This window comes from Paenibacillus sp. GCM10027630 (genome assembly GCF_042676305.1).
In the GTDB taxonomy this organism is placed as follows: domain Bacteria; phylum Bacillota; class Bacilli; order Paenibacillales; family NBRC-103111; genus Paenibacillus_S.
Genome location: NZ_JBHTGY010000060.1, coordinates 14541 through 34442 on the forward strand (window position 1 = coordinate 14541; position 19902 = coordinate 34442).

General features: G+C 43.9%; 15 protein-coding genes and 2 pseudogenes. 12 read left to right on the forward strand and 5 right to left on the reverse strand.

What is annotated here, in order from left to right:
• Nucleotides 1-8 precede the first annotated feature (8 nt).
• The 5 genes from ACFQ0C_RS30210 (at nucleotide 9) to ACFQ0C_RS30230 (ending at nucleotide 5755) form a co-directional block, all read left to right on the forward strand.
• Nucleotides 9-893, forward strand: a complete 885-nt coding sequence (locus tag ACFQ0C_RS30210; RefSeq protein WP_379372315.1) for a carbohydrate ABC transporter permease — start codon at nucleotides 9-11, stop codon at nucleotides 891-893.
• 59 nt (nucleotides 894-952) lie between these two features.
• Nucleotides 953-2467 (forward strand): ABC transporter substrate-binding protein, encoded by a 1515-nt coding sequence (locus ACFQ0C_RS30215; protein ID WP_379372317.1) that lies wholly within the window; start codon nucleotides 953-955, stop codon nucleotides 2465-2467.
• Between the two features lie 108 nt (nucleotides 2468-2575).
• Nucleotides 2576-3433: a sugar phosphate isomerase/epimerase family protein gene (locus ACFQ0C_RS30220; RefSeq protein WP_379372319.1), complete on the forward strand. Its 858-nt coding sequence runs from the start codon at nucleotides 2576-2578 to the stop codon at nucleotides 3431-3433.
• A 55-nt stretch (nucleotides 3434-3488) separates the two neighbouring features.
• Nucleotides 3489-4646, forward strand: a complete 1158-nt coding sequence (locus ACFQ0C_RS30225; protein WP_379372321.1) for a Gfo/Idh/MocA family protein — start codon at nucleotides 3489-3491, stop codon at nucleotides 4644-4646.
• A 32-nt stretch (nucleotides 4647-4678) separates the two neighbouring features.
• On the forward strand, nucleotides 4679-5755 hold the full coding sequence (locus ACFQ0C_RS30230) for a Gfo/Idh/MocA family protein (RefSeq protein WP_379372323.1): 1077 nt from the start codon (nucleotides 4679-4681) through the stop codon (nucleotides 5753-5755).
• Between the two features lie 294 nt (nucleotides 5756-6049).
• Here the strand turns inward: ACFQ0C_RS30230 and ACFQ0C_RS30235 are convergent.
• From ACFQ0C_RS30235 to ACFQ0C_RS30245, 3 genes and pseudogenes are all read right to left on the reverse strand, one after another.
• Nucleotides 6050-7036 (reverse strand): annotated as a pseudogene (locus ACFQ0C_RS30235) (IS256 family transposase).
• 92 nt (nucleotides 7037-7128) lie between these two features.
• Nucleotides 7129-7875, reverse strand: a complete 747-nt coding sequence (locus ACFQ0C_RS30240; protein WP_379372325.1) for a GNAT family N-acetyltransferase — start codon at nucleotides 7873-7875, stop codon at nucleotides 7129-7131.
• A gap of 217 nt (nucleotides 7876-8092) precedes the next feature.
• Nucleotides 8093-8855: pseudogene (locus tag ACFQ0C_RS30245) on the reverse strand (IS5 family transposase).
• A gap of 296 nt (nucleotides 8856-9151) precedes the next feature.
• Here ACFQ0C_RS30245 and ACFQ0C_RS30250 point away from each other — a divergent pair.
• Nucleotides 9152-9610 (forward strand): MarR family winged helix-turn-helix transcriptional regulator, encoded by a 459-nt coding sequence (locus tag ACFQ0C_RS30250; protein WP_379372327.1) that lies wholly within the window; start codon nucleotides 9152-9154, stop codon nucleotides 9608-9610.
• 349 nt (nucleotides 9611-9959) lie between these two features.
• Here ACFQ0C_RS30250 and ACFQ0C_RS30255 read toward each other — a convergent pair whose 3' ends face one another.
• Both ACFQ0C_RS30255 and ACFQ0C_RS30260 read right to left on the reverse strand, forming a co-directional pair.
• Nucleotides 9960-10799: a phosphotransferase gene (locus ACFQ0C_RS30255; RefSeq protein WP_379372329.1), complete on the reverse strand. Its 840-nt coding sequence runs from the start codon at nucleotides 10797-10799 to the stop codon at nucleotides 9960-9962.
• Complete coding sequence (locus ACFQ0C_RS30260; RefSeq protein WP_379372331.1) at nucleotides 10796-11371, reverse strand: TetR/AcrR family transcriptional regulator; 576 nt, start codon at nucleotides 11369-11371, stop codon at nucleotides 10796-10798. Before ACFQ0C_RS30260 ends, ACFQ0C_RS30255 begins: the two co-directional genes overlap by 4 nt.
• Before the next feature lie 381 nt (nucleotides 11372-11752).
• Here ACFQ0C_RS30260 and ACFQ0C_RS30265 point away from each other — a divergent pair, with 381 nt between their 5' ends.
• From ACFQ0C_RS30265 to ACFQ0C_RS30290, 6 genes are read left to right on the forward strand one after another with little or no spacing between them, the layout of a single operon-like run.
• On the forward strand, nucleotides 11753-12805 hold the full coding sequence (locus ACFQ0C_RS30265; protein ID WP_379372333.1) for a zinc-dependent alcohol dehydrogenase: 1053 nt from the start codon (nucleotides 11753-11755) through the stop codon (nucleotides 12803-12805).
• A complete protein-coding gene (locus tag ACFQ0C_RS30270; protein ID WP_379372335.1) occupies nucleotides 12798-14729 on the forward strand; it encodes a DUF8034 domain-containing protein in 1932 nt (643 codons plus the stop codon). The genes ACFQ0C_RS30265 and ACFQ0C_RS30270 overlap by 8 nt, the downstream gene beginning before the upstream one ends.
• Nucleotides 14730-14745: 16 nt before the next feature.
• Nucleotides 14746-15660: a carbohydrate ABC transporter permease gene (locus ACFQ0C_RS30275; protein ID WP_379372337.1), complete on the forward strand. Its 915-nt coding sequence runs from the start codon at nucleotides 14746-14748 to the stop codon at nucleotides 15658-15660.
• A gap of 1 nt (nucleotide 15661) precedes the next feature.
• Nucleotides 15662-16507 (forward strand): carbohydrate ABC transporter permease, encoded by an 846-nt coding sequence (locus ACFQ0C_RS30280; RefSeq protein ID WP_379372339.1) that lies wholly within the window; start codon nucleotides 15662-15664, stop codon nucleotides 16505-16507.
• Between the two features lie 6 nt (nucleotides 16508-16513).
• The gene (locus ACFQ0C_RS30285; RefSeq protein WP_379372341.1) at nucleotides 16514-18256 is read left to right on the forward strand and encodes a cache domain-containing sensor histidine kinase; all 1743 of its coding nucleotides are present in this window, start codon (nucleotides 16514-16516) and stop codon (nucleotides 18254-18256) included.
• Between the two features lie 16 nt (nucleotides 18257-18272).
• Nucleotides 18273-19847 carry a response regulator gene (locus ACFQ0C_RS30290; RefSeq protein WP_379372343.1) on the forward strand — a complete coding sequence of 525 codons (1575 nt, stop codon included), beginning with the start codon at nucleotides 18273-18275 and terminating at the stop codon, nucleotides 19845-19847.
• Nucleotides 19848-19902 lie beyond the last annotated feature (55 nt).

Genomic DNA, 19902 nt, shown 5'->3' on the forward strand with positions numbered 1-19902 from the left:
GAGCTTCATTGAAAACAAAGAACGCCGGGCAATGGGTTCTTAACCTGCTATTCATTATTGTCTCCTGCTTTTGCTTGATACCGCTCATTCTATTAATTACCGCCTCCATTACGGATGAGCAAACGATTATAGTAAACGGATATTCCTTGTTTCCCTCAGAGATCAGCTGGGAAGCGTATGAATTTTTGTTTAGAGACTCGGCAACGATTGTACGAGCTTACGGTATCTCGATTCTGGTAACGGTAATAGGAACCGTAACAAGTCTTGTGATTACATCCTTGTTAGCCTATCCGATTTCAAGAAATGAAATGCCTTTTCGTAACTTTTTATCATTTTTCGTCTTCTTCACCATGCTGTTCAACGGCGGCTTAGTACCTACGTATTTGGTTTATACGCAACTGATACCGCTGAAAAATACATTTTGGGCTCTTATCATACCAGGCTTATTGCTCAATGCCTTTTATGTTATCTTGATGAGGACGTTTTTCACTCAATCCATACCGGCGCCTGTCATTGAATCTGCCTATATAGACGGAGCCGGCGAGCTCAAAATTTTTTACAAGATTGTTATGCCGCTATCCTTGCCTGTACTAGCCACAGTGGGATTGTTTCAAACTATTCATTACTGGAATGATTGGTTTAACGGATTGATCTACATTACGGACAGCAAATACTATAGCATTCAAAATTTATTAAACCGGATATTGCTGGATATTCAATACCTGAAAAACTCAGTAGCTGAATCCGGTCAGGTTGGAGACCTCGCTGCAATCCCTAGTGAGAGTGTGAGGATGGCTATTGCGGTGATGGGGGTCATTCCTATCCTTATGGCATATCCTTTTTTTCAAAAGTATTTTATTAAAGGGCTCACTGTCGGTGCGGTTAAAGGATAAGGAACGGCTATTATTCAGTTCCAAACTGAATTGGCATATAAAATAGGGAGGTCCGATTCATGAAAAAAATGAAGAGCTTAACTGGGACTGTTGTCACAATGCTGGCCGCAGGTATGGTTTTGGCTGGTTGTGCAAAGTCAACAGATCCCGCGAAAGATGCAGCTGTAAATGATGCATCGAAGAACAACACTAATTTGTCCCCTTATGAAGTTGCTATTGTGTTCAGAGGGCCGAGCCAGAAGGATTTGAAAGCAGTCGAGGAGGAAATGAGTAAGATTACGAAAGAGAAGATCAATGCAACCATTAAGCTGGTTTCCATCGATTCAGCTGCGTGGGAGCAGCAATCCACACTCATGGTTACGGCAAATGAGAAAGTTGATCTTATATATACACGTGCACAAAATTACAGCTCGCAGGTATCCAAAAGTCAACTGCTGCCTCTCGATGATTTATTGAACAAGTCGGGACAAGGTATTCTCAAAGCGGTAGATCCGGAAATTTTGGCAGCAACGAAGGTGAAGGGGAAGACGTATGGGGTTCCGAGTATACGGGATTTTGCTTCCTTCGGTGGTATTGTGATGCGCAAGGATCTTTTGGATAAATATCAAATTGACGCTGGCAGGATCAAGACGCTGGATGATTTGGATGCGGTTTTTAAAGCTATCAAAGAAGGAGAGCCTAATCTTACATTATTGGGGCCACATTTGGCTGGAACTTCGCCGATTGAATATTACAATCTTGGCATGATGGATAATTTGGGTGACGACTTCGGTGTATTAACCAATCTGGAAGAGCTGAAAGTGGTAAATTGGTATGAAACACCTCAGTATGCAGAAGTGCTTAAAAAGATGAGAAAATGGTATCAAGCCGGATATATCTCCAAGGACGCGGCAACAAGTAAAGAAACAGGGTACGATCTAATTAAGGCAAATAAAGGGTTTAGTGTCATCGTAAAAGGTAAACCGGGTATTGAGTCGCAGGTCAGCGAGCTTACTCGTCAGCCGATGGTGAATGTTGAATTGACGCCCTCCATTGCAACAACGCGCAGTGTTACGGGAACGATGTTCTCCATAACCCAGAATTCCCAAAACCCAGAACGTGCCATGATGGTATTGAACTTATTGTATTCGGATAAGCAATTGGTCAATCTGTTGGCATGGGGAATTGAAGGCAAGCATTATGTGAAAAAATCCGAGAATGTCATCGATTATCCGTCTGGAGTCGATGCCAAGAACAGCGGCTATAACCTAAGGCAAGGCTGGATGTTCGGCAACCAATTGTTAAATTATCTTTGGGCCAACGAAGATCCGGAAATATGGAATAAGATGGATAAGTTTAATAAGGGCTCAAAGAAATCAAAAGCGTTAGGCTTTACCTTTAGCACTGACCCGGTAAAAACAGAAGTAGCAGCAGTAACGAATGTAGTCAATCAATATAAAATTGGCTTGGAGACAGGAACTATTGATCCAGAGGTCAATCTTCCGAAGTTTATAGCTGCATTAAAAGCGGCAGGCATAGATAAAATTGTTGCTGAAAAGCAAAAGCAGCTTGATGAATGGGCTAAGAGCAAATAGCAGCAGTCTATCAGAAATCGTATAGAATCGAAAGTCCAGTATGTAGGTTCATATTGGGCTTTTCAATACTGAGCATGAGCGTGAACGATGAAGGAGGATACCAAGAGTATGGAGGTAGCAATTAATTTATTTTCGGTGAATTCCCAATTAAATGATAATTACTTAGGGACATTAGAGAAATTGGCACAGATTGGGTATAGAAATGTTGAGCTAATAGCAACAGATAAATCCCGAAAGCGTTTTAGCGATGCGATTCCTGCAAATGAATTGAAAAAAAAGCTCGTTGAATTGAACCTGAACCCAATTGCTTCACATGAAGGTATCGCACCGGGGCTTCAAGTAGACGATTTGGATTGGGATTTTATCATTCCTTATAACGCTCAATTGGGGGTACAACGGATTGTCCTGCCCTCGCTTCGAATAACATCACGCGAGGAAGCGCTGAAATTAGCGGAAAAAGTGAACGTTATCGGAAGACGTTGTCATGAGCACGACATGTCTTTTTATCTGCACAATCATGCACTTGAGTTCAAGCAGGACGGTGAAAACACGCTGTTCGATATGCTGTTGAATCATACAGATCCTTCGTATATTAAGGTGGAATTGGATTTGGCATGGGTTATTCGAGGCGGTTTAGATCCAATAGCCCTGTTAGATCAATTAGGAGAAAGGTGCGACCTCGTGCATCAACGTGATATCAAAAAGGGTCTAACGTATCCATTGAACCTTTTTGATGAGCTGTCAGAAAAGGATTATACGGCGCCGTACCATGAGGTCCATATGAAATATCGAAAGCCGGATATGTTTGTTGATCTGGGTCAAGGCTTGTTCGATTTTGGCACGGTTTACGGAAGGATTAAGGAGCTTGGCCATGTCCTTTACACCATTGTGGAGAGCGATGGGGAGCGAGAGGATAAGTTCCAAAGTGTTGAAAGCGACATGTTATTTTTACAGCATTATGTGTAGCTACCGAGAGGTATGATGAATTGAAGCTATGACTAAATTTTCGGAGAGTAATGAAATGGAGACTATCAAAGTTGGCATTATTGGAACTGGGTTTTCGGCAAACTTTCATATTGAAGCATTAAGGCGTGTTCCAGGTGTAGAAATCCTTGCGGTTGCAGGCAGTACGATGGACAAAGCGTTGGTATTGGCGGAGCAATATCGAATTCCATATGCCTATGAAACTTATCATGCATTACTGTCCAATCAGGAGCTGGATGTGATTCATAACTGCACGCCTAATTATCTTCATTTTGAAATTAATAGAGCTGTTATTTTAGCCGGTAAAGACTTGCTGTCAGAAAAACCGTTAGCTATGAATAGTTCAGAATCAGGCGAGCTTGTAAGCTTGGCTGAGCAAATGGGAACGATCCATGGAGTTTGCTTTAACTACAGACACTTTCCTATGGTGATGCAAGCTCATACTATGCTGATGAGCCGACAAAACGGTAAATGTCATTTGGTAACCGGAGGGTATCTACAGGATTGGCTCTTATTCGATACCGATTACAGCTGGAGGCTTGAACCTGAATTAAACGGACCTTCCAGAGCGATAGCAGATATTGGATCGCACTGGTGCGATACCATGCAATTTGTCCTTGGTAAAAAAATAGTCGAGGTTTTTGCCGACCTAAAAACGATCCATCCCATTCGGAAGAAGCCATCCAACAACATGTCCACCTATGCAAAAGGACTGAATGATGTGTTTGAGGAAGTGGACGTTTCGACAGAAGATTGCGGTTCGGTATTGGTTCATTTTGAAGATGATATTAGTGGTGTGTTCACCGTCTCCCAAGTCAGTGCCGGACGTAAAAATAAATTGCATTTTGAAATATCATCTGCGGACTTTACTCTATACTGGGATCAGGAAAACCCAAACACGCTGTGGGAAGGCAGAAGAAATGAACCGAATAAAGAATGGTATCGTGATCCTGCTTTGCTTTCACCTCAAGCTGCAGCGTTGGCTCATCTCCCTGGCGGGCATCAAGAAGGCTGGTCTGATGGCTTGAAGAATCTATTCCTTGATTTCTATAACGAAATAAAGAGAAAACGAAGGAGCCAGACCATTGAAGGGGAGCGAAGCTTTGCAACGCTTGCCGATGGACATCACAATATGAAAATAGTTGACGCTATTCTAATCAGCAGCCAACAAAAAGAATGGATTAGGGTTTGTTGAAACAATAAAGCAAAAGGGAGTAGTGACAGAGAATGGGATCTGCAGATAAATTGAAACTTGGTGTCATTGGAGCAGGCAATATTGGAAATGTTCATATTAAGGAATTTCTGAAGTTACCGGATGACTGTGTTATTACAACTATTACAGATACCTATATGCCGCTTGCCGAGGTTCGCGCTCTTGAGCACGGTATTTCACATATAGCCAAAAGTCCGGATGAGCTCATTCATAGCTCTGAGGTTGATGCGGTTATTATTGCGGTCCCGAATCAATTTCATGCACCATTAGCTATTCAAGCATTGGAGGCAGGCAAGCATGTCCTGCTGGAAAAGCCAATGGGGCTTAATGCTGACAGCTCACGCCAAATTTTGGAGGTAAGCAATAAATCCGACAAAGTATTGATGGTAGCTCACCAACGGCGGTGGCAGTACGTACCGATGCAAATTAAAGAGCAACAAGCTAGAGGTGAGCTTGGTAAAATATATGCAGCCAAAGCAGGATGGCTGAGGCGTAAAGGCATCCCAGGTTGGGGAACTTGGTTTACAAGCATGGACCAATCGGGTGGCGGACCGTTAATTGATATTGGTGTGCATATGCTGGATATGGCTCTTTATTTAATGGGCAATCCGAAGCCTGTATCTGTATACGGTTCAACTTATGCAAAATTCGGCCCATACAAAAAAGGGATCGGTACATGGGGGAAACCAAACTGGGATGGAATCTTCGATGTTGAGGATTTGGCCACGGCCATGATCAAAATGGAGGATGGAAGCACGCTATCCCTCGATGTAAGTTGGGCTGCTCATATGGAAACCGATAGCAAGCCTTATATTCATTTATTGGGTACGGAGGGAGGAGCAAGCTATAGAGAAACTCATGGCAAGTTTTTTACCGAGAAATTCAATCGGCCTATGGAAACGGATTTCCACGTTCCTGACAATGATGAGGGAGACAGACTTCGGATGTGCCGTCACTTCATAGAATGCATTCGTGAAGGGTATGATCCCATTTGCTCGGCATTGACAGGCTTTACGAATAATTTAATTTTAGATGCGATTTATGAATCATCTAGAACGGGTAATGAAGTAAAGCTTAATTGGGATATATAGTTAGTCTGTCCAACAATTATCCATTTTGATGAAAAAAAACTATCTCCAAGGTCAATTGATCTTAGTGATAGTCTTTTTTGAATTTAATACAGAGATTTCTCCTAATTTCAAGAAAAATTGGTGATCGGGGAGTTTATTTTAATATCAGCAAAAACGGAAAGAAATAAAAGCTGAAAATTTACTAGGGCGTGTATTCAAACTATCATTTATAGTTTGAATACACGCCCTAGGTGTCTGTCAAATCTTTTGTGTAAACTCAATTAAAAGACTTCTCCCCGAGGGGAAAAAAATTGGCTAGCGCAGGTGTTGGCCGATGCGATCCGGATAGAAGACGGACAGCTGGAGCAGCATTTGTCCCCAGTTTTGAACACGGCCTGTCCACTTTCGAGTGACATCAATGGTGGCCGGTTACTTTTGGAAGCTAACGATGGTAACTTTCAATGATGTTGGTCGTGTAAATGAGCTTGCGGATCTCTGGTGGATACTTAAAAAAAGTAGCCAGCTCATCCCAGTTATTACGCCAAGAGCGAAGGATCAATGGGTACTTACTTCCTCAGGCTTCTTCGAATCGATCGAGTTCGACAAGAGCCATTTCTTCGGATGCGGCTTTGTAAATGGGCTTCAGAGCGGCTGTTACCTTCTTCCCTTGTAAGAGACATAGCAGGTGGAATTACGTATTTGGTGAATGATGCATTTCTGGATTTCTGTCTTTGGATAGCAAGCAGTGATGGCTTGTGTGAAGCCGGTTAAATTGTCTACACAGGTGATGAGGATGTCCTGTACGCCACGATTCTTCAGGTCGTTTAGGACGCTCAACCAGAACTTCGCGGACTCATTCTCACCGATCCACATCCCCAGTACATCCTTGCTTCCACCAAGATCAATGCCGATCACATATAGGCTGCTTTGTTCACAATAGCTCCATCTTGCTTGACTTTGATGACCGCATAAACGACTTGCAACGGACGATTTTGCCACTCCTTGATGAGTGGAATAATCTTGTTCGTCACGTTCACCTTGGTGATCCCTTGGAACAATGATTTCCTGCTCACCATACTCGCTGGTTACACGCTTCTTGCTCTTACCCTTACGACTGTTCGTGGTTGTTTTATTCTCCACTTCATGCTTTTGATAACCCAAGTGTGTATCCATTTCTGCTTCCAGCATCTCCTGGATCGTCTCTGCAAATAGATTCTTCAGTGCGTTTTGGGCATCTTGAGCTGTTACTAACTTGTTCTCCTTAATAAACTCCCGAAGCTGCTGCTTTGTCCATAATCCCATGTGTTCTCCCCAACCTTTCCTATACTTCCATTTTAATAGGTTTAGGAGTTTACACAATCTATTTTACAGACTCAACGTTGGTTTAGAGAGCTCTACTTCAAATCTTTCAGAAGTTTCTCAAACTTGTTGGGACTCAATATTTCGTGCGTGATAAATTTCCCATTACATAACAAACTAAAGGTTGTCCAAGCAGTTGGAGCCATTTGAGCTTCTTCTCTAGTTTGGATACGGTGGGTGTTGAATGCGAATCCTCGATTACTTGCAACCTCCCTTAGTTCCTCTAAGACACCTCCTGCAAAAGGACATTGAGCTGTATAGTAGATATGGATACCTTCAGTATCAAATACATGTGAGACGTTAAATGTTGGTGTAGGAGCAGAATCGCTCCATTTCAGAGCCATTAGCTCAAAATAAGGCTCAGACTCATCTACCACTTCAAAACCCATGTATTCGAAGTATTGCTTCTCGCTCAGATAGGGGAGCTTCTTCTTTCCAACAATATGTACGATGCCATCCATCCCAAGCGCCATTGCGTCTTCCTTACATTTGCTCAACAATTGTTTTCCATGTCCTTGGTTCTTATATCTCCCAGAAACCCATAGACAATTGACATACATGTAGTTAGGGGCTGTGATTGGAACCCATGCTTTTTCTGCAGGAAGGTACTCAATAAATACCTTTGAACGCTCATTCAGACGATAGAATATTAACCCATCATCCATACGCTCCCTAAGCCATTGTTTTTTTTCGAGTACGGACTGTTCGTACTGCTTGGCCCCCAATGCACAGCAAATGTGCTCACGATCAATATTTTGTTTCGTGATTTCTATATAGCTCATTCAGCAACCCCTTCTTTATTCTACATTTGTCTTAAAAGATAAAAGTATTATTTCAATGTATTTATTCTGGATTAAACAAAGAAGAGACGTTCTTTAAACTACTCAACAAGTAAGCTTATTTTGCAATGCATTAATTATTGTATCGTCTGATATCCCTATCTCTTTCAAAATCAAACGTACAGTAATTATTTTCAAACATTAGGGCGTGTATTAAAACCTAAGCAAGCCAGATCATAATCGAAGCTAGCTTCAAAAAGGCCCGAAAGGTACAGGCCAGTTTATCAAAACGGGTTGCCAGACGACGATAATGCTTGGTTTTATAAAAAAAGCACTCCACCAAGTGCCGTTCTTTATAGATTTCTTTGTCCCATTGACGCTGCACAAGGCGATTTTTCTTGCTCGGAATCACAACCGTCGCCTCTTGCTCTGTTAAGAGCTTGAGAATCTGATTTGTATCATAAGCCCGATCGGCCAAAATTTGTTTTCGGGTCAAATCCATCGCTTTCAGCATCTCATAGCCCATGACTGAATCATGGTTTTACCCAGCCGTCAATTCGAACCGCAACGGTTTGCCCAAACCATCCACGAGCGCATGGATTTTTGTTGTCAATCCACCTCTGGATCGTCCCATTGCCTGAAATTGCTGCCCCCTTTTGCTCCGGCTCCATGCTGATGGACGCGAACAATCGTTGCATCAACCATCACGCTTTCGAAGTCGGATTCAATGAAACCTGTTTCAAAATTCGATCCCAGATCCCGGCTTTTTGCCAGCGGCGAAACCGAGAGTACACGGAAGACCAAGAGCCGTAATACTCCGGCATATCGCGCCAAGGAGCGCCTGTACGAGCGACCCAAAGCATAGCATTTAGCATCATTCGGTTGTCTTTTGGAGGTCTTCCTCCTTTGGGGTTTCGTTCCTGTTCAAACAAGTCTTTCATTCGATCCCATTGATCGTCGCGTATTTCGTATCGTCTCTTCATAACTTTAATTTACCATGTTTTAACTATTATTTATAGTTTGAATACACGCCCTAGTTAAATCACGGGTTTGTGATAGTAGCAAAATTAACTCTATCTTAAAATGAAATTGCTTGGCAGGATTATCAAATTGAAATTTCATCTTAAAAACTACTTCTAAAGGAGGTTCGAAATGGAAAAAGTACTCACAAGAGCTTTGATTAGTTTTCGTTTTTATTGATTGCGAAAACCTTTTTAAGTATAATTAGTTCAATATTGAACTGTTCATGATTGAACAAATAGAATAGGAGCATTATTGTATGAATTATAAAGATGAAAATGTTAAAAAGGCTATTGAGGTATTGCAATCATTTTGGGCGATAAACAAGACCACAACAAAATTCACACAACAGAATGCAGAAAGTCTAGGGATTACTTTACAACAATTATCAATTATAAATACTCTGTACTCGTTTCCTGGACTAACTCTTAAAAACATAACTGAAAGGCTATTTTCCTCTAAAAGTACAGTCAGTGTAAGTGTAGATGGGTTGGTTAGTTTAGGCTTAGTGGAACGTACAACTTCCGATGAGGACAGGAGAGAAATAAATTTAAAGCTAACTTCTAAAGGAGAAGAACTATCAAGAAAATCAAGTGAGAATGCCTTTTCTTATAAAGCTATGATCTTAGCATTGGAAAAAATGGATGAGAAAGATGTGGAATTATTACTTAAGTTGAACAAGGAGTTGTTATGTTCCCTGCAAGAAATTCAATTATAGTTTAACTATGAATTATAACTTCAAGAACGCTACCTGCGCGGATAGGCAACCGCATTATGCTAGCAGGCAGGGATATGTAATATACAGAAAACATGTAAATGTTTACCATTGGGAACAGGATAGTTCCACAACATCGCTTGTTATGCGAGATCTAAACGTCTCAACCAGCTTAAACATGGTTTCTACAAGTAGTGGGCGATCATTTGGGACTCATGGAGATATCATGACATTGATGATAAATTTTTTTGATCAGACGTATGACATAGAGACTATGGGACTGATTTTTGGAAGCAATTCGGAGACCAATGGCATCAGCTAACCACGTTTTCCCGCTGCGGAGTTACGCACCTTAAAGTCTTGACCTGATCTCGGCGAGAAGCAACATTTTTTCTTCCTCGCTGATAGCATCCGCACATAGTTTACGCGCCGCAACAGGCATGATCCAGTTTTCAACTTCATCCAGAGAATTACCCGACAAACGGCGATACTCATCGCAAAATATTTGAATGATATGCGCTCTCAGGGAATCGAAGTTGGAAACCGCGCTGCTCGGAGCGTGGGGCGGCAAGATGGCATAACGGATCATAATGACATATTCGGCCAAATCAGCCTCGGGGGTGCCAAGCGAAGCGTTCATCCAATCGATGAACAAAGCTTTGTTCTCACGAATCATGATGTTTCCCGGATTAGGGTCTCCATGGCAGACTTGCTTTTTGATAGGCAATTGTTCCAGATGACGGATCACCCGTTCTTTCTCGGATGCGGTTAAATAGCCTGCCGAGCGAATGGAGTATATCATCATTTCTCTTTGAGAAGGCAAAGGAAGGTTGCCAAAACGATGCGTTTCGTTCAATAATCTTGCAGTGATTTTTAAAAAATCACTACTATCGCCATTTTGACCTTTTTCGGAAGGAGGCTGCATAAGGTAACGGAAGAAATGCTCCATCAACGATTCCCCGTGGATTCTTTCCATGACAATCGAGGGACGGCCATCGACTTCCAGTAATTCATAGGGACGGGCCTCAGGTAATCCGTTCTCCCAAACGAGCATGTTATTGGAAAATTCTCTTTTCACCGCATCCACATTCGTGTTGCCCTTCGCTACTTTCACGATTTGTTGATTCCCGCCCCATTGGAATACTTCCGAGCAACCGCCTTCGCCTACTTTTTTTCCGACCATTTGCGTCATGATTGTGGTCTCCCTTCATAGGACAATAATGCCTCGTACATTTCTCTAACCATCTCTATAGTTTCATGGAAATCCATCTTTAGCGTGCCTGAATTGATCATTGTGCCAATACCAGTGAGATATATCGAAATTTTGATAAAAATATTTTTTTGCTTTTTCTCATCAATAGCTCGAAATCGCTTGCTATGAAGCATTGATTTCATACTTAACGTGTCTCCCATAAACACTTCGTGACTTAAATCAAAACTTTTGTATCCGGATAAATACACGAACTGAAAAATATATCGCTCTTGTTTCGCAAAATGCAAAAAACCGATCGCCATATTCAACGCTGGCGAGTTTTGGTCATCCTGATGGCTGAATATTTGATCCCGCATAAGACTTACAGCCATTCCATACACACGATCTTTAACTTCATCCATATTATCGTAGATTCGATACACAGGTTGAGTCGAGCAATTGAGTTTTTGTGCGATGTTTCGGGCAGTCAAGTATTCTAACCCTTGCACCCGGACAATTTCAAATGCTGCCTTTAAAATCTTCTCTTCCGTGATAACTGCTGTTGGGGGCATTGCTTCAACTCCTTAATAATAACATATGTTATGTAACAAATGTTATTTAAAAGTGGCGTTTGTGTCAATTCATTTTTTCCAAAGCCCCTTGCTAAATAAACGTCGCCAACCAACTCCGATAAGGAGTATGAGCAACGACAATGCAGGGTTAACCGATTATTATTGGGGCAGTGAAACCAACCAACGTGGGAGAGCGCATCACTGGCAGAAGTTGATTTGACGTTCAACCAAGCAAAACTTGCTATTTTCTACCATGACCGCATAGCTCCCTGCCTAGATTTTCTTAAAATCTGAAACTTATCATTATTCTCTCTACTACTATCTGCGAGCTATTCCTATTAGACTAAATATAGAATCAACGATAAAAGGAGAGAATCAGCGATGACAACTATTTATTATGAGGGAAACAAAACGATACGAATTGGAGAAGACAAACCGGTTCAGCCGCAAAGCGGAGAGGTGCAAATCGAGGTCTCGTATGCAGGGATATGCGGTACAGATTTGCATATTTATCACGGTCACATGGACAAACGCGTTACTTTTCCCCAAATTATGGGTCATGAAATGTCCGGAATTGTTCACGCTGTCGGGAGCGGCGTTACGAATACGGTGGTTGGGGAGCGTGTGGTCGTAATGCCACTGGACTCGTGCGGAAATTGTCCGGCTTGCCACGCGAATCACAGTCATATTTGCCACAGACTGAAATTTCTCGGTATTGAAACACCGGGTGCCTTTCAACGCTATTGGACAGTTCCGGCGCACACGATTGTTAAATTGCCTGATCTGCTATCCTTAAAGCATGGCGCGTTGATTGAGCCGCTCGCCGTCGCCTGCCATGATGTGCGCTTGGGCGAAGTGAAGCGCGGAGAATATGTAATTGTGCTGGGAGGAGGGCCGATCGGGACACTGATCGGCCTGACCGCAAAGGAAGCAGGAGCTGATGTGCTCGTTTCAGAAATTAACCCGCATCGCTTGAAGCTGCTCGCAGAAATAGGCCTGAAAACGATTAATCCGAAGGAGCAGGATGTGGTCGCATATGTCAATGAACAAACAGGCGGAGCCGGATGTGACGTCGTGTATGAGGTGACATCCTCAGCAGCGGGCGCCGAGCTGATGACGCAGCTTCCCCGCACCAGAGGCAGAATCGTCGTCGTAGGTATTTTCAGTCAGCCGCCCAAGGTCGATCTTCACCGTTTCTTCTGGCGCGAATTGAAATTGCTCGGAGCACGCGTATATGAGCGAGAAGATTTTGAAAAGGCGGCTGCCTTGGCTGCCGACGGGAAGTTACCTCTTGATCGCCTCATTACATCGATTTACCCCTTGGAGCAGCTTGAGAAAGGATTTCAGCAGATGGAAGGCGGTGGCAGTGCCATGAAGATACTGCTGGCCTGCAATGAGCAGTCACTGATGGAAGCGGGTGGACGTAATGGCTAGAAGACAGCAAAAGCCTATGGCCATGCTTCGAATAGAAGACAGGCAGGTACCTCCTGAATGGGCATTATTGCAGCAGCAGCTGATGGCTTCATTAAACGATGCGGCGCAGGAGTTTGTCGATCGGTATGTACAGCCTGACGGTACGCTGATCTGGCGAAATGTCTGGCCAGGCATGGACGGCTCCGATGATCCTTATGAGGGCTTTATGAATTTGGCGCTGCTCTATGTATTGGGTGGCAATCGGGAATTGTATGATCACGCCCGCAAAGTATGGGAAGGGATTACATGGCAGTGGACCGAATATGGTCAGATCCATCGTGAATTCGATGGCTATTATGATTGGATGCATCATGGGGAAGGGTATTTGTTTTTTTATTTTCTTGGATTGGCCGACCCCGAGAGTTTGAAAGACAGGCAGCGTGCTGCTCGGTTCGCCGGATTCTACACGGGTGATGACCTGGAGGCCCACAACTACGATAAAGAGAAAAAGTTGATCCGCTCCCCGATCACAGGCAGTCGTGGTCCGCGTTTTGAAATGACTGAGGAGGATTGGATGACGCACAGGGGAATCCTTGATGATTATCTGGCTCCCTTCGAGGATATCACAGGTGTAGATATAGCCAGCGGAAAATGCCCATGGTCGAATGACGAGGTATACCGTGAAATTATTGAGAAAATGAACCAGCGGATGGCAAAAGGGGATGTACCGCTGAATTTGAATGCAACGAGCTTGATTGCACATGCCTACATGCACAGCGGAGATGAGAAATTATGCAGTTGGGTGACCGAATATGTAGGAGCTTGGAAGGATCGGGCTGACCTGAACGGCGGAATTATGCCGGATAATGTTGGGCTGTCAGGCATGATTGGAGAGTACAATGACGGGAAGTGGTGGGGCGGTTATTACGGCTGGCGTTGGTCACACGGACTGTTCACTATCCTGGAGCCGCTCACGAATGCAGCCATGAATACGGTTCTGCTGACAGGTAACCTGCAATGGCTTGATATGGTCAGACAGCAGATTGATATCAACTGGGACCTGCGCAAGCTAGTAGACGGCAAGTGGCTGATTCCCCACAAGCATCTGGACAGCGGTTGGACGGATTATAAGCCGGCAAATCCAGCTTATCCGATTTATCTTTGGACCTTGTCCATGAATGATCAGGACATTGAACGCTATGAACGCATTGGAGCCGCCGATTTTTACAAGCAGGTGGAGATCCCTGTCGTATCTGGGCGCAACCCATATACCGGCAAAGAAACGAAGCATTATATCGCCAATACTATACCTTGGTTCGAATATATACGTGGTAATGATCCTTCCTATCCGGAAACGATTCTTAGAGCGAACTACACGCTGGTTTCCAGACAATTAGAAAAGATGAGATCGCCCCAAGGAAATCCTGAAGCGTGGATTTCCGACGGGTACAGCCTCGGTGACTTGTCAAGTATTCACAAATGGCAGGAAATGTGTCCTGTATATCCGGAGGGTCTACTGCAGCTTACAATGGGAGCACCTATGCATATTTCCCACGGCGGTCTGCAGCATGCACGGGTCCGCTACTACGATAGTGAGGCACAAAGACCTGGTTTGCCTCCGCTAGTTAGCGCATTGGTCGAGAACCTGACAGACACGTCGGTTACCTTGAATCTGATCAATCTTGATTTATTTGCGGAGAAAGAAGTGATTATTCAAGCAGGTGGCTTTGGTGAGCATGAATTTGATGCAGCAAATGTTGTCAATGTCAACGGTGAAACGATTCAAACGGTTCAGGTTGATCATAAATGGCTCCATATTCAATTGGCCGAAGGCGCAGGGGTCAAGCTGCATATAACAATGCGTCGATATTCCAATCAGCCGACGTACGAGACGCCTTGGAGCCAGGTGAATCCAGGTAATCTCATCCGTGGCAGGGAAAACTAATTAGGGAGGGTCTACTTTGCGTACAAGGACAGCACGACCAAACAAGAATACAAAAGACATCTCCTTCGAAGGATATTTGTATATTTCACCTTGGCTGCTTGGATTTTTATTTCTAACTATTTGGCCGATGTTTCAATCGATCTATTTTTCCTTTACGGATTACTCGCTGCTTGAGGAGGCTAAATGGGTTGGCATAAAGAACTATCAGAAAATATTGATGGATGATACGTCTTTTCTGCATTCCCTGAAAGCGACCTCGTTGTTTGTATTGATATCCGTACCCTTAAAGCTGGCTGTTGCTCTTCTAATGGCTATGGTGTTAAATTTAAAGCTTCGAGGGATGCATATATACCGGACGATCATTTATTTTCCATCCTTGATCGGGGCAAGCGTAGCTGTGGCCATTCTATGGAGTAATATATTCGGCACATCGGGACTGGTCAACCAGTTCCTGTCTTACTTCCATATTATCGGAAAAAATTGGATTAGTCTGCCCGAAACGGCGCTGGGTACGCTAATCGTATTGGCGGTTTGGCAATTCGGCTCCTCCATGGTCATTTTTCTGGCGGGCCTGAAGCAAATTCCGCATGAATTTTATGAGGCTTCCTCTGTTGACGGAGCCGGCAAAGTCAGAACCTTTTTCAATATCACGCTTCCGCTGCTGTCTCCAATCATCCTGTTTAATCTGGTATTGCAAACCATCGGCTCGTTCCAAATGTTTACACAGGCATTTATCATCACTAAAGGCGGTCCTGTCGAGAGCACCTACATGTATGCCCTTTATTTATTTGATAAGGCATTTGCTCATCTCCAGATGGGATATGCTTCGGCGCTTGCATGGATATTACTCCTTATAATTGCAGTTGTGACAGCTCTGATCTTTGCCACCTCTAAATTATGGGTGCATTATGAAACAGAAGGGGGTAAATAAAGTGGCTCGTTCAAAATGGAAGCCTTTCCTAGGCCACCTGTTTCTGATCGTACTTTGCTTCGTCATGGTGTATCCGATATTCTGGTGGTTCGGCGCTGCCTTCAAAACGAATGCGGAATTGTCATCGGCGAATTTATTCCCGAGTCAGCCTACACTGGATAACTTTACGGGCGGCTGGTATGCAATAACCAATTATTCCTTTAGCATTTTCTACTGGAATACGCTAAAATTAATTGTATCTGTGTTGTTTACGTCGCTTGTATCATGCAGCCTCGTTGCTTTTGGCTTTGCACGGATGAATTTTCCGCTGAAAGGGTTCTGGTTCTCGATTGTGCTTCTGACGCTTATGCTCCCCAACCAGGTCACGATTGTGCCGCAGTATGTGATGTTTGATAAGTTTGGCTGGATTGATACGTATTTGCCGTTTATCGTACCGCATGCGCTAGCTGGTGGAATCGGCGGCTCGTTCTTTATATTCCTGCTTGTTCAATTTATCCGTGGAATTCCGAAGGATTTGGACGAGGCGGCCAAGATAGACGGTTGCAGCACATTTAAAATCTATTACCGCATCATCCTGCCCTTATTAACACCGGCATTGGTCACCGCAGCTATCTTTTGCTTCCTGTGGAACTGGGATGACTTCTTTGGGCATATGATCTATATCAAATCGATTGATAAATATACGGTAGGACTGGCATTGAAGCTATTCGTCGATACACAGTCAGCTACGCCATGGGGACAATTGTTTGCAATGGCCTTGGTATCAATTATTCCCGGTACAATCATTTTCTTTTTCACGCAGCGCTACATTGTAGACGGGATCGCAACAACAGGTCTGAAGGGATGATTGTCCTTGATAAACCGACTTTTCAAAAAATTTCATATTAGCCATTTATATTTCTGGAGCACATCTATTTTTGTCGTGCTCCTCTTTACCGTTGTCATCTGGACCAGCTATTATTTCTCTGTTCAGGGCATGATCCAAACCACATCCTCGTATCAGGAACGAATTCTGACCGAATTGAATGAGAAGCTGCAAACACGGTTTGCTGCTATTGAATCCGTTTCCTTGTCGATTGTCCGGAACAATGAGCTGTTGGAGCTGCTGACGACGGAACGCGAGCCTTACCAAAATGTAGTGACGCAGCGCAATGTGGTGGCATCGTTAAATACGTTAACCTTCAGTACACCGTCAATATTTAGTATTGATATTTATACCCGGGACTTGCCGATCAGTGGTAATCAGGAGCTAGTCAGATTCGTCCCATTGAATGAGATCGAGCAGGTACCTTGGTTTAGCTCTATAGCATCCTCAGATTTTGCTTGGATCGGTGAGCATATGACCAACACTTATCAAGGTCAAGTCTCGGTTGTCAGCTTTGCTCGTAAAATCTATTCCGCTGCTGGCGATTATAAGGGCATTGTTGTCGTTCATATTAAGGCATCGGACATACAAAAATTGCTTCTGGAGAAGGATGCAGAGCCCAACCGGCTGTTGTTGGATTCGGGCAATCGGCTGATCACGCAGGTCGGTGAGGAGGGCGTGCAGGACAGCAAGGAATTTCAGCAATTTATTGCGGACAGTCTTGGAGCTCCTTCACATCATGAAGAGAATGGGTATCGACAATACACTTCCCGATCCCTGATCGTATGGACGCGTGTGAAAGGCTCAGATTGGCTGCTTATTGAGATTACCCCCTGGAAGCAATTGGTGGCAGGAAGCACAAGAATGGCCGGAATCCTCTTGGCCATCAGTATTGCGGCTGTTTGCATATTAGTGCTGTTCTTCCTGTTTTTGAATAGCAGATTTACCGAACCGATCTTTATTCTGTTGCGTGCGATGAATCAATTTCCCGTAGCCAAGGGACCGGATATGCTGCCTACGGATTATCAGAATGAATTCGGGCAGCTATTCCTGGGATACCGCAAGCTGCTGCTCCGCATTGAAGAGCTGTATGAATCGATCAAGGTACAGTACCGGAAGCAAAAGGAATCGGAGATCGGTGCGCTGCAAGCCATGATCAACCCGCATTTCTTGTATAATACGCTCGATCAATTGAATTGGATGGCCATTAAAGACGGCAACGAGAAGATGAGTCGCGTGCTGGAACTAACTGGGCGAATGCTGCGGATTGGATTGTCCAACGGCAAGTCGTTGATTCTTTTGACTGAGGAACTGGAGCATATTGAATGCTATATGCAGATTCAACAAATTCGATTGGGCGACGATATCCGTTATTCGATCGAGCTGCCCGATTCGCTACTGTCTTGCTATGTACCGAAAATGACCTTACAGCCGTTTGTGGAAAACTGCATTCGACATGGCTTTCATGGCCGTAAGGGAGGGAGCATTAAAATCTGCTGCCAGTCCCTTGGACAGGAAGTGATGATATCGATAGCCGATAATGGGAACGGCCTTCAAGAAGGCAGCGGATCTTTGCATTCCAAGACAAAGGGCGGTTACGGGATAAATAATGTCAAAGAGCGGATGACCGCTTTTTTCGGGACGGACGAAGGGATTGATATTCGAAATCAAACCGATGGGGGAACCGTGGTAACCCTTCGTTTTCCATGGATTCAGCGGGATGAGCCATGAGAGGAGGAGCATGAATATGCGAAGTATCGTGATCATTGATGACGATCCAAACCTGCTGGAAGGCATGCGATATTCAATTCCGTGGGATGACTTGCAGGTAGAGTGGGTCGGGGAAGCTATCGACGGAAGACAGGGGCTAAAAATTGTCAGGGAACTACAGCCCGATATCGTAATGACTGATATCAATATGCCAGTGATGAACGGACTTGAGATGATAGAAGCACTAAGGAATGAGGGCTTCAAAGGTAAATTTATCATATTGAGCGGCTACGCCGATTTTGAGTATGCCAGGCAAGCCGTCCGATTGCAGGTAGATGATTATTTATCCAAGCCGATCAGCGTAGACAGTCTGCACAAGGTTGTTTCCCGAGTATCGGGGCGATTGGATTACGATGAATTGACAGAGTTGGAATACGTTTCAATGAAGGATCAAATGAAGTTGTATCAGCCCTTCGTCATACAGGAATGGTTAAAATCTGTAGTAACCGGCGGCGGCTATGAAAAAGTGAATCATATACAGGAAATCAAGCTGAAAACAGAACTATGGTCTACGCAGGAGCATCTGGTATTAGGATTAGAGATCTTTGTTAACGAGCCTTGGAAAGCTCTAGAGAATGAACGCAGCCTGCTTCGCTTTGTCGTACAAAATGTAACCTGTGAAATTGTCGGGAAAGTATTCACAGATTTCGACTATGTCGAGTTGCACAGTTATCGGTTTGCGATCATCCTGCATACAACTTCCGGTGATACTTCACATGATTGGCTTATCCTACAGGCAGAGCGGCTCAAGAAACAATTGTTCTCGTATTTGACCGAGCAGCTTAAGATCAGCTTGCGGATTGAGCTAGGAAGCGTTATCAGCGACTGGCGGATGCTCGCGGATTCGGTTGCCTCGCTTTTTCAGGCCAGTGAGACCGAAGACTTAGGATATGCAGGTCCGTTACGTTCCTTCAAATTTTTTCGCGAGCTGGCTATAGCGATCCGCAATGCCAACGAGACGGAAGCAAGACATATCATTGCCGGATATGCGAGCGAGCATCAGCAGCACCAAGTATTTCATGAGCTGGGCTTGAACCTGTGGGCAGGTGAGCTGTGGGCAACCATTGCCTATTCGTTGTACGATATAGGGATTGAATTGGAACAGATCACACCGAAGTTTAACCCGACAGTGGATATTCATGAAGAATATACGCCATCAGCGCTTCGGTTGTGGCTGGAACAAATCGTAGCTTTGATTATTAACAACCATCATTGGAGCGACAATATCAAGCATAGGCAAATGACCGATTTTATCGTCCGGTTTGTTCATGAGCATTACGCGGACAATCTTACTTTGAGCGTCTTGGCTGATGAGATTCAAATATCGAAAAACTATTTAGGTCAAATATTCCGTAATGTGATAGGAGAAACCTTCAACCAATATATAACTAGAGTGCGTATGGAAAAGGCGAAGCAGATGATAATGGAGGGTAAATACTACATTTATGAAATTGCCGACAAGGTGGGCTACAGCAACATTCCTTATTTCAGCAGCCAGTTCAAAAAGTACAATGGTGTCAACCCGACAGATTTGACGAAAAATAAGGAATGAACCTGGCAATTGTTATTTTGTAAAAGCTTTTGTTGCTTTGTCTCATTGGAGTCTA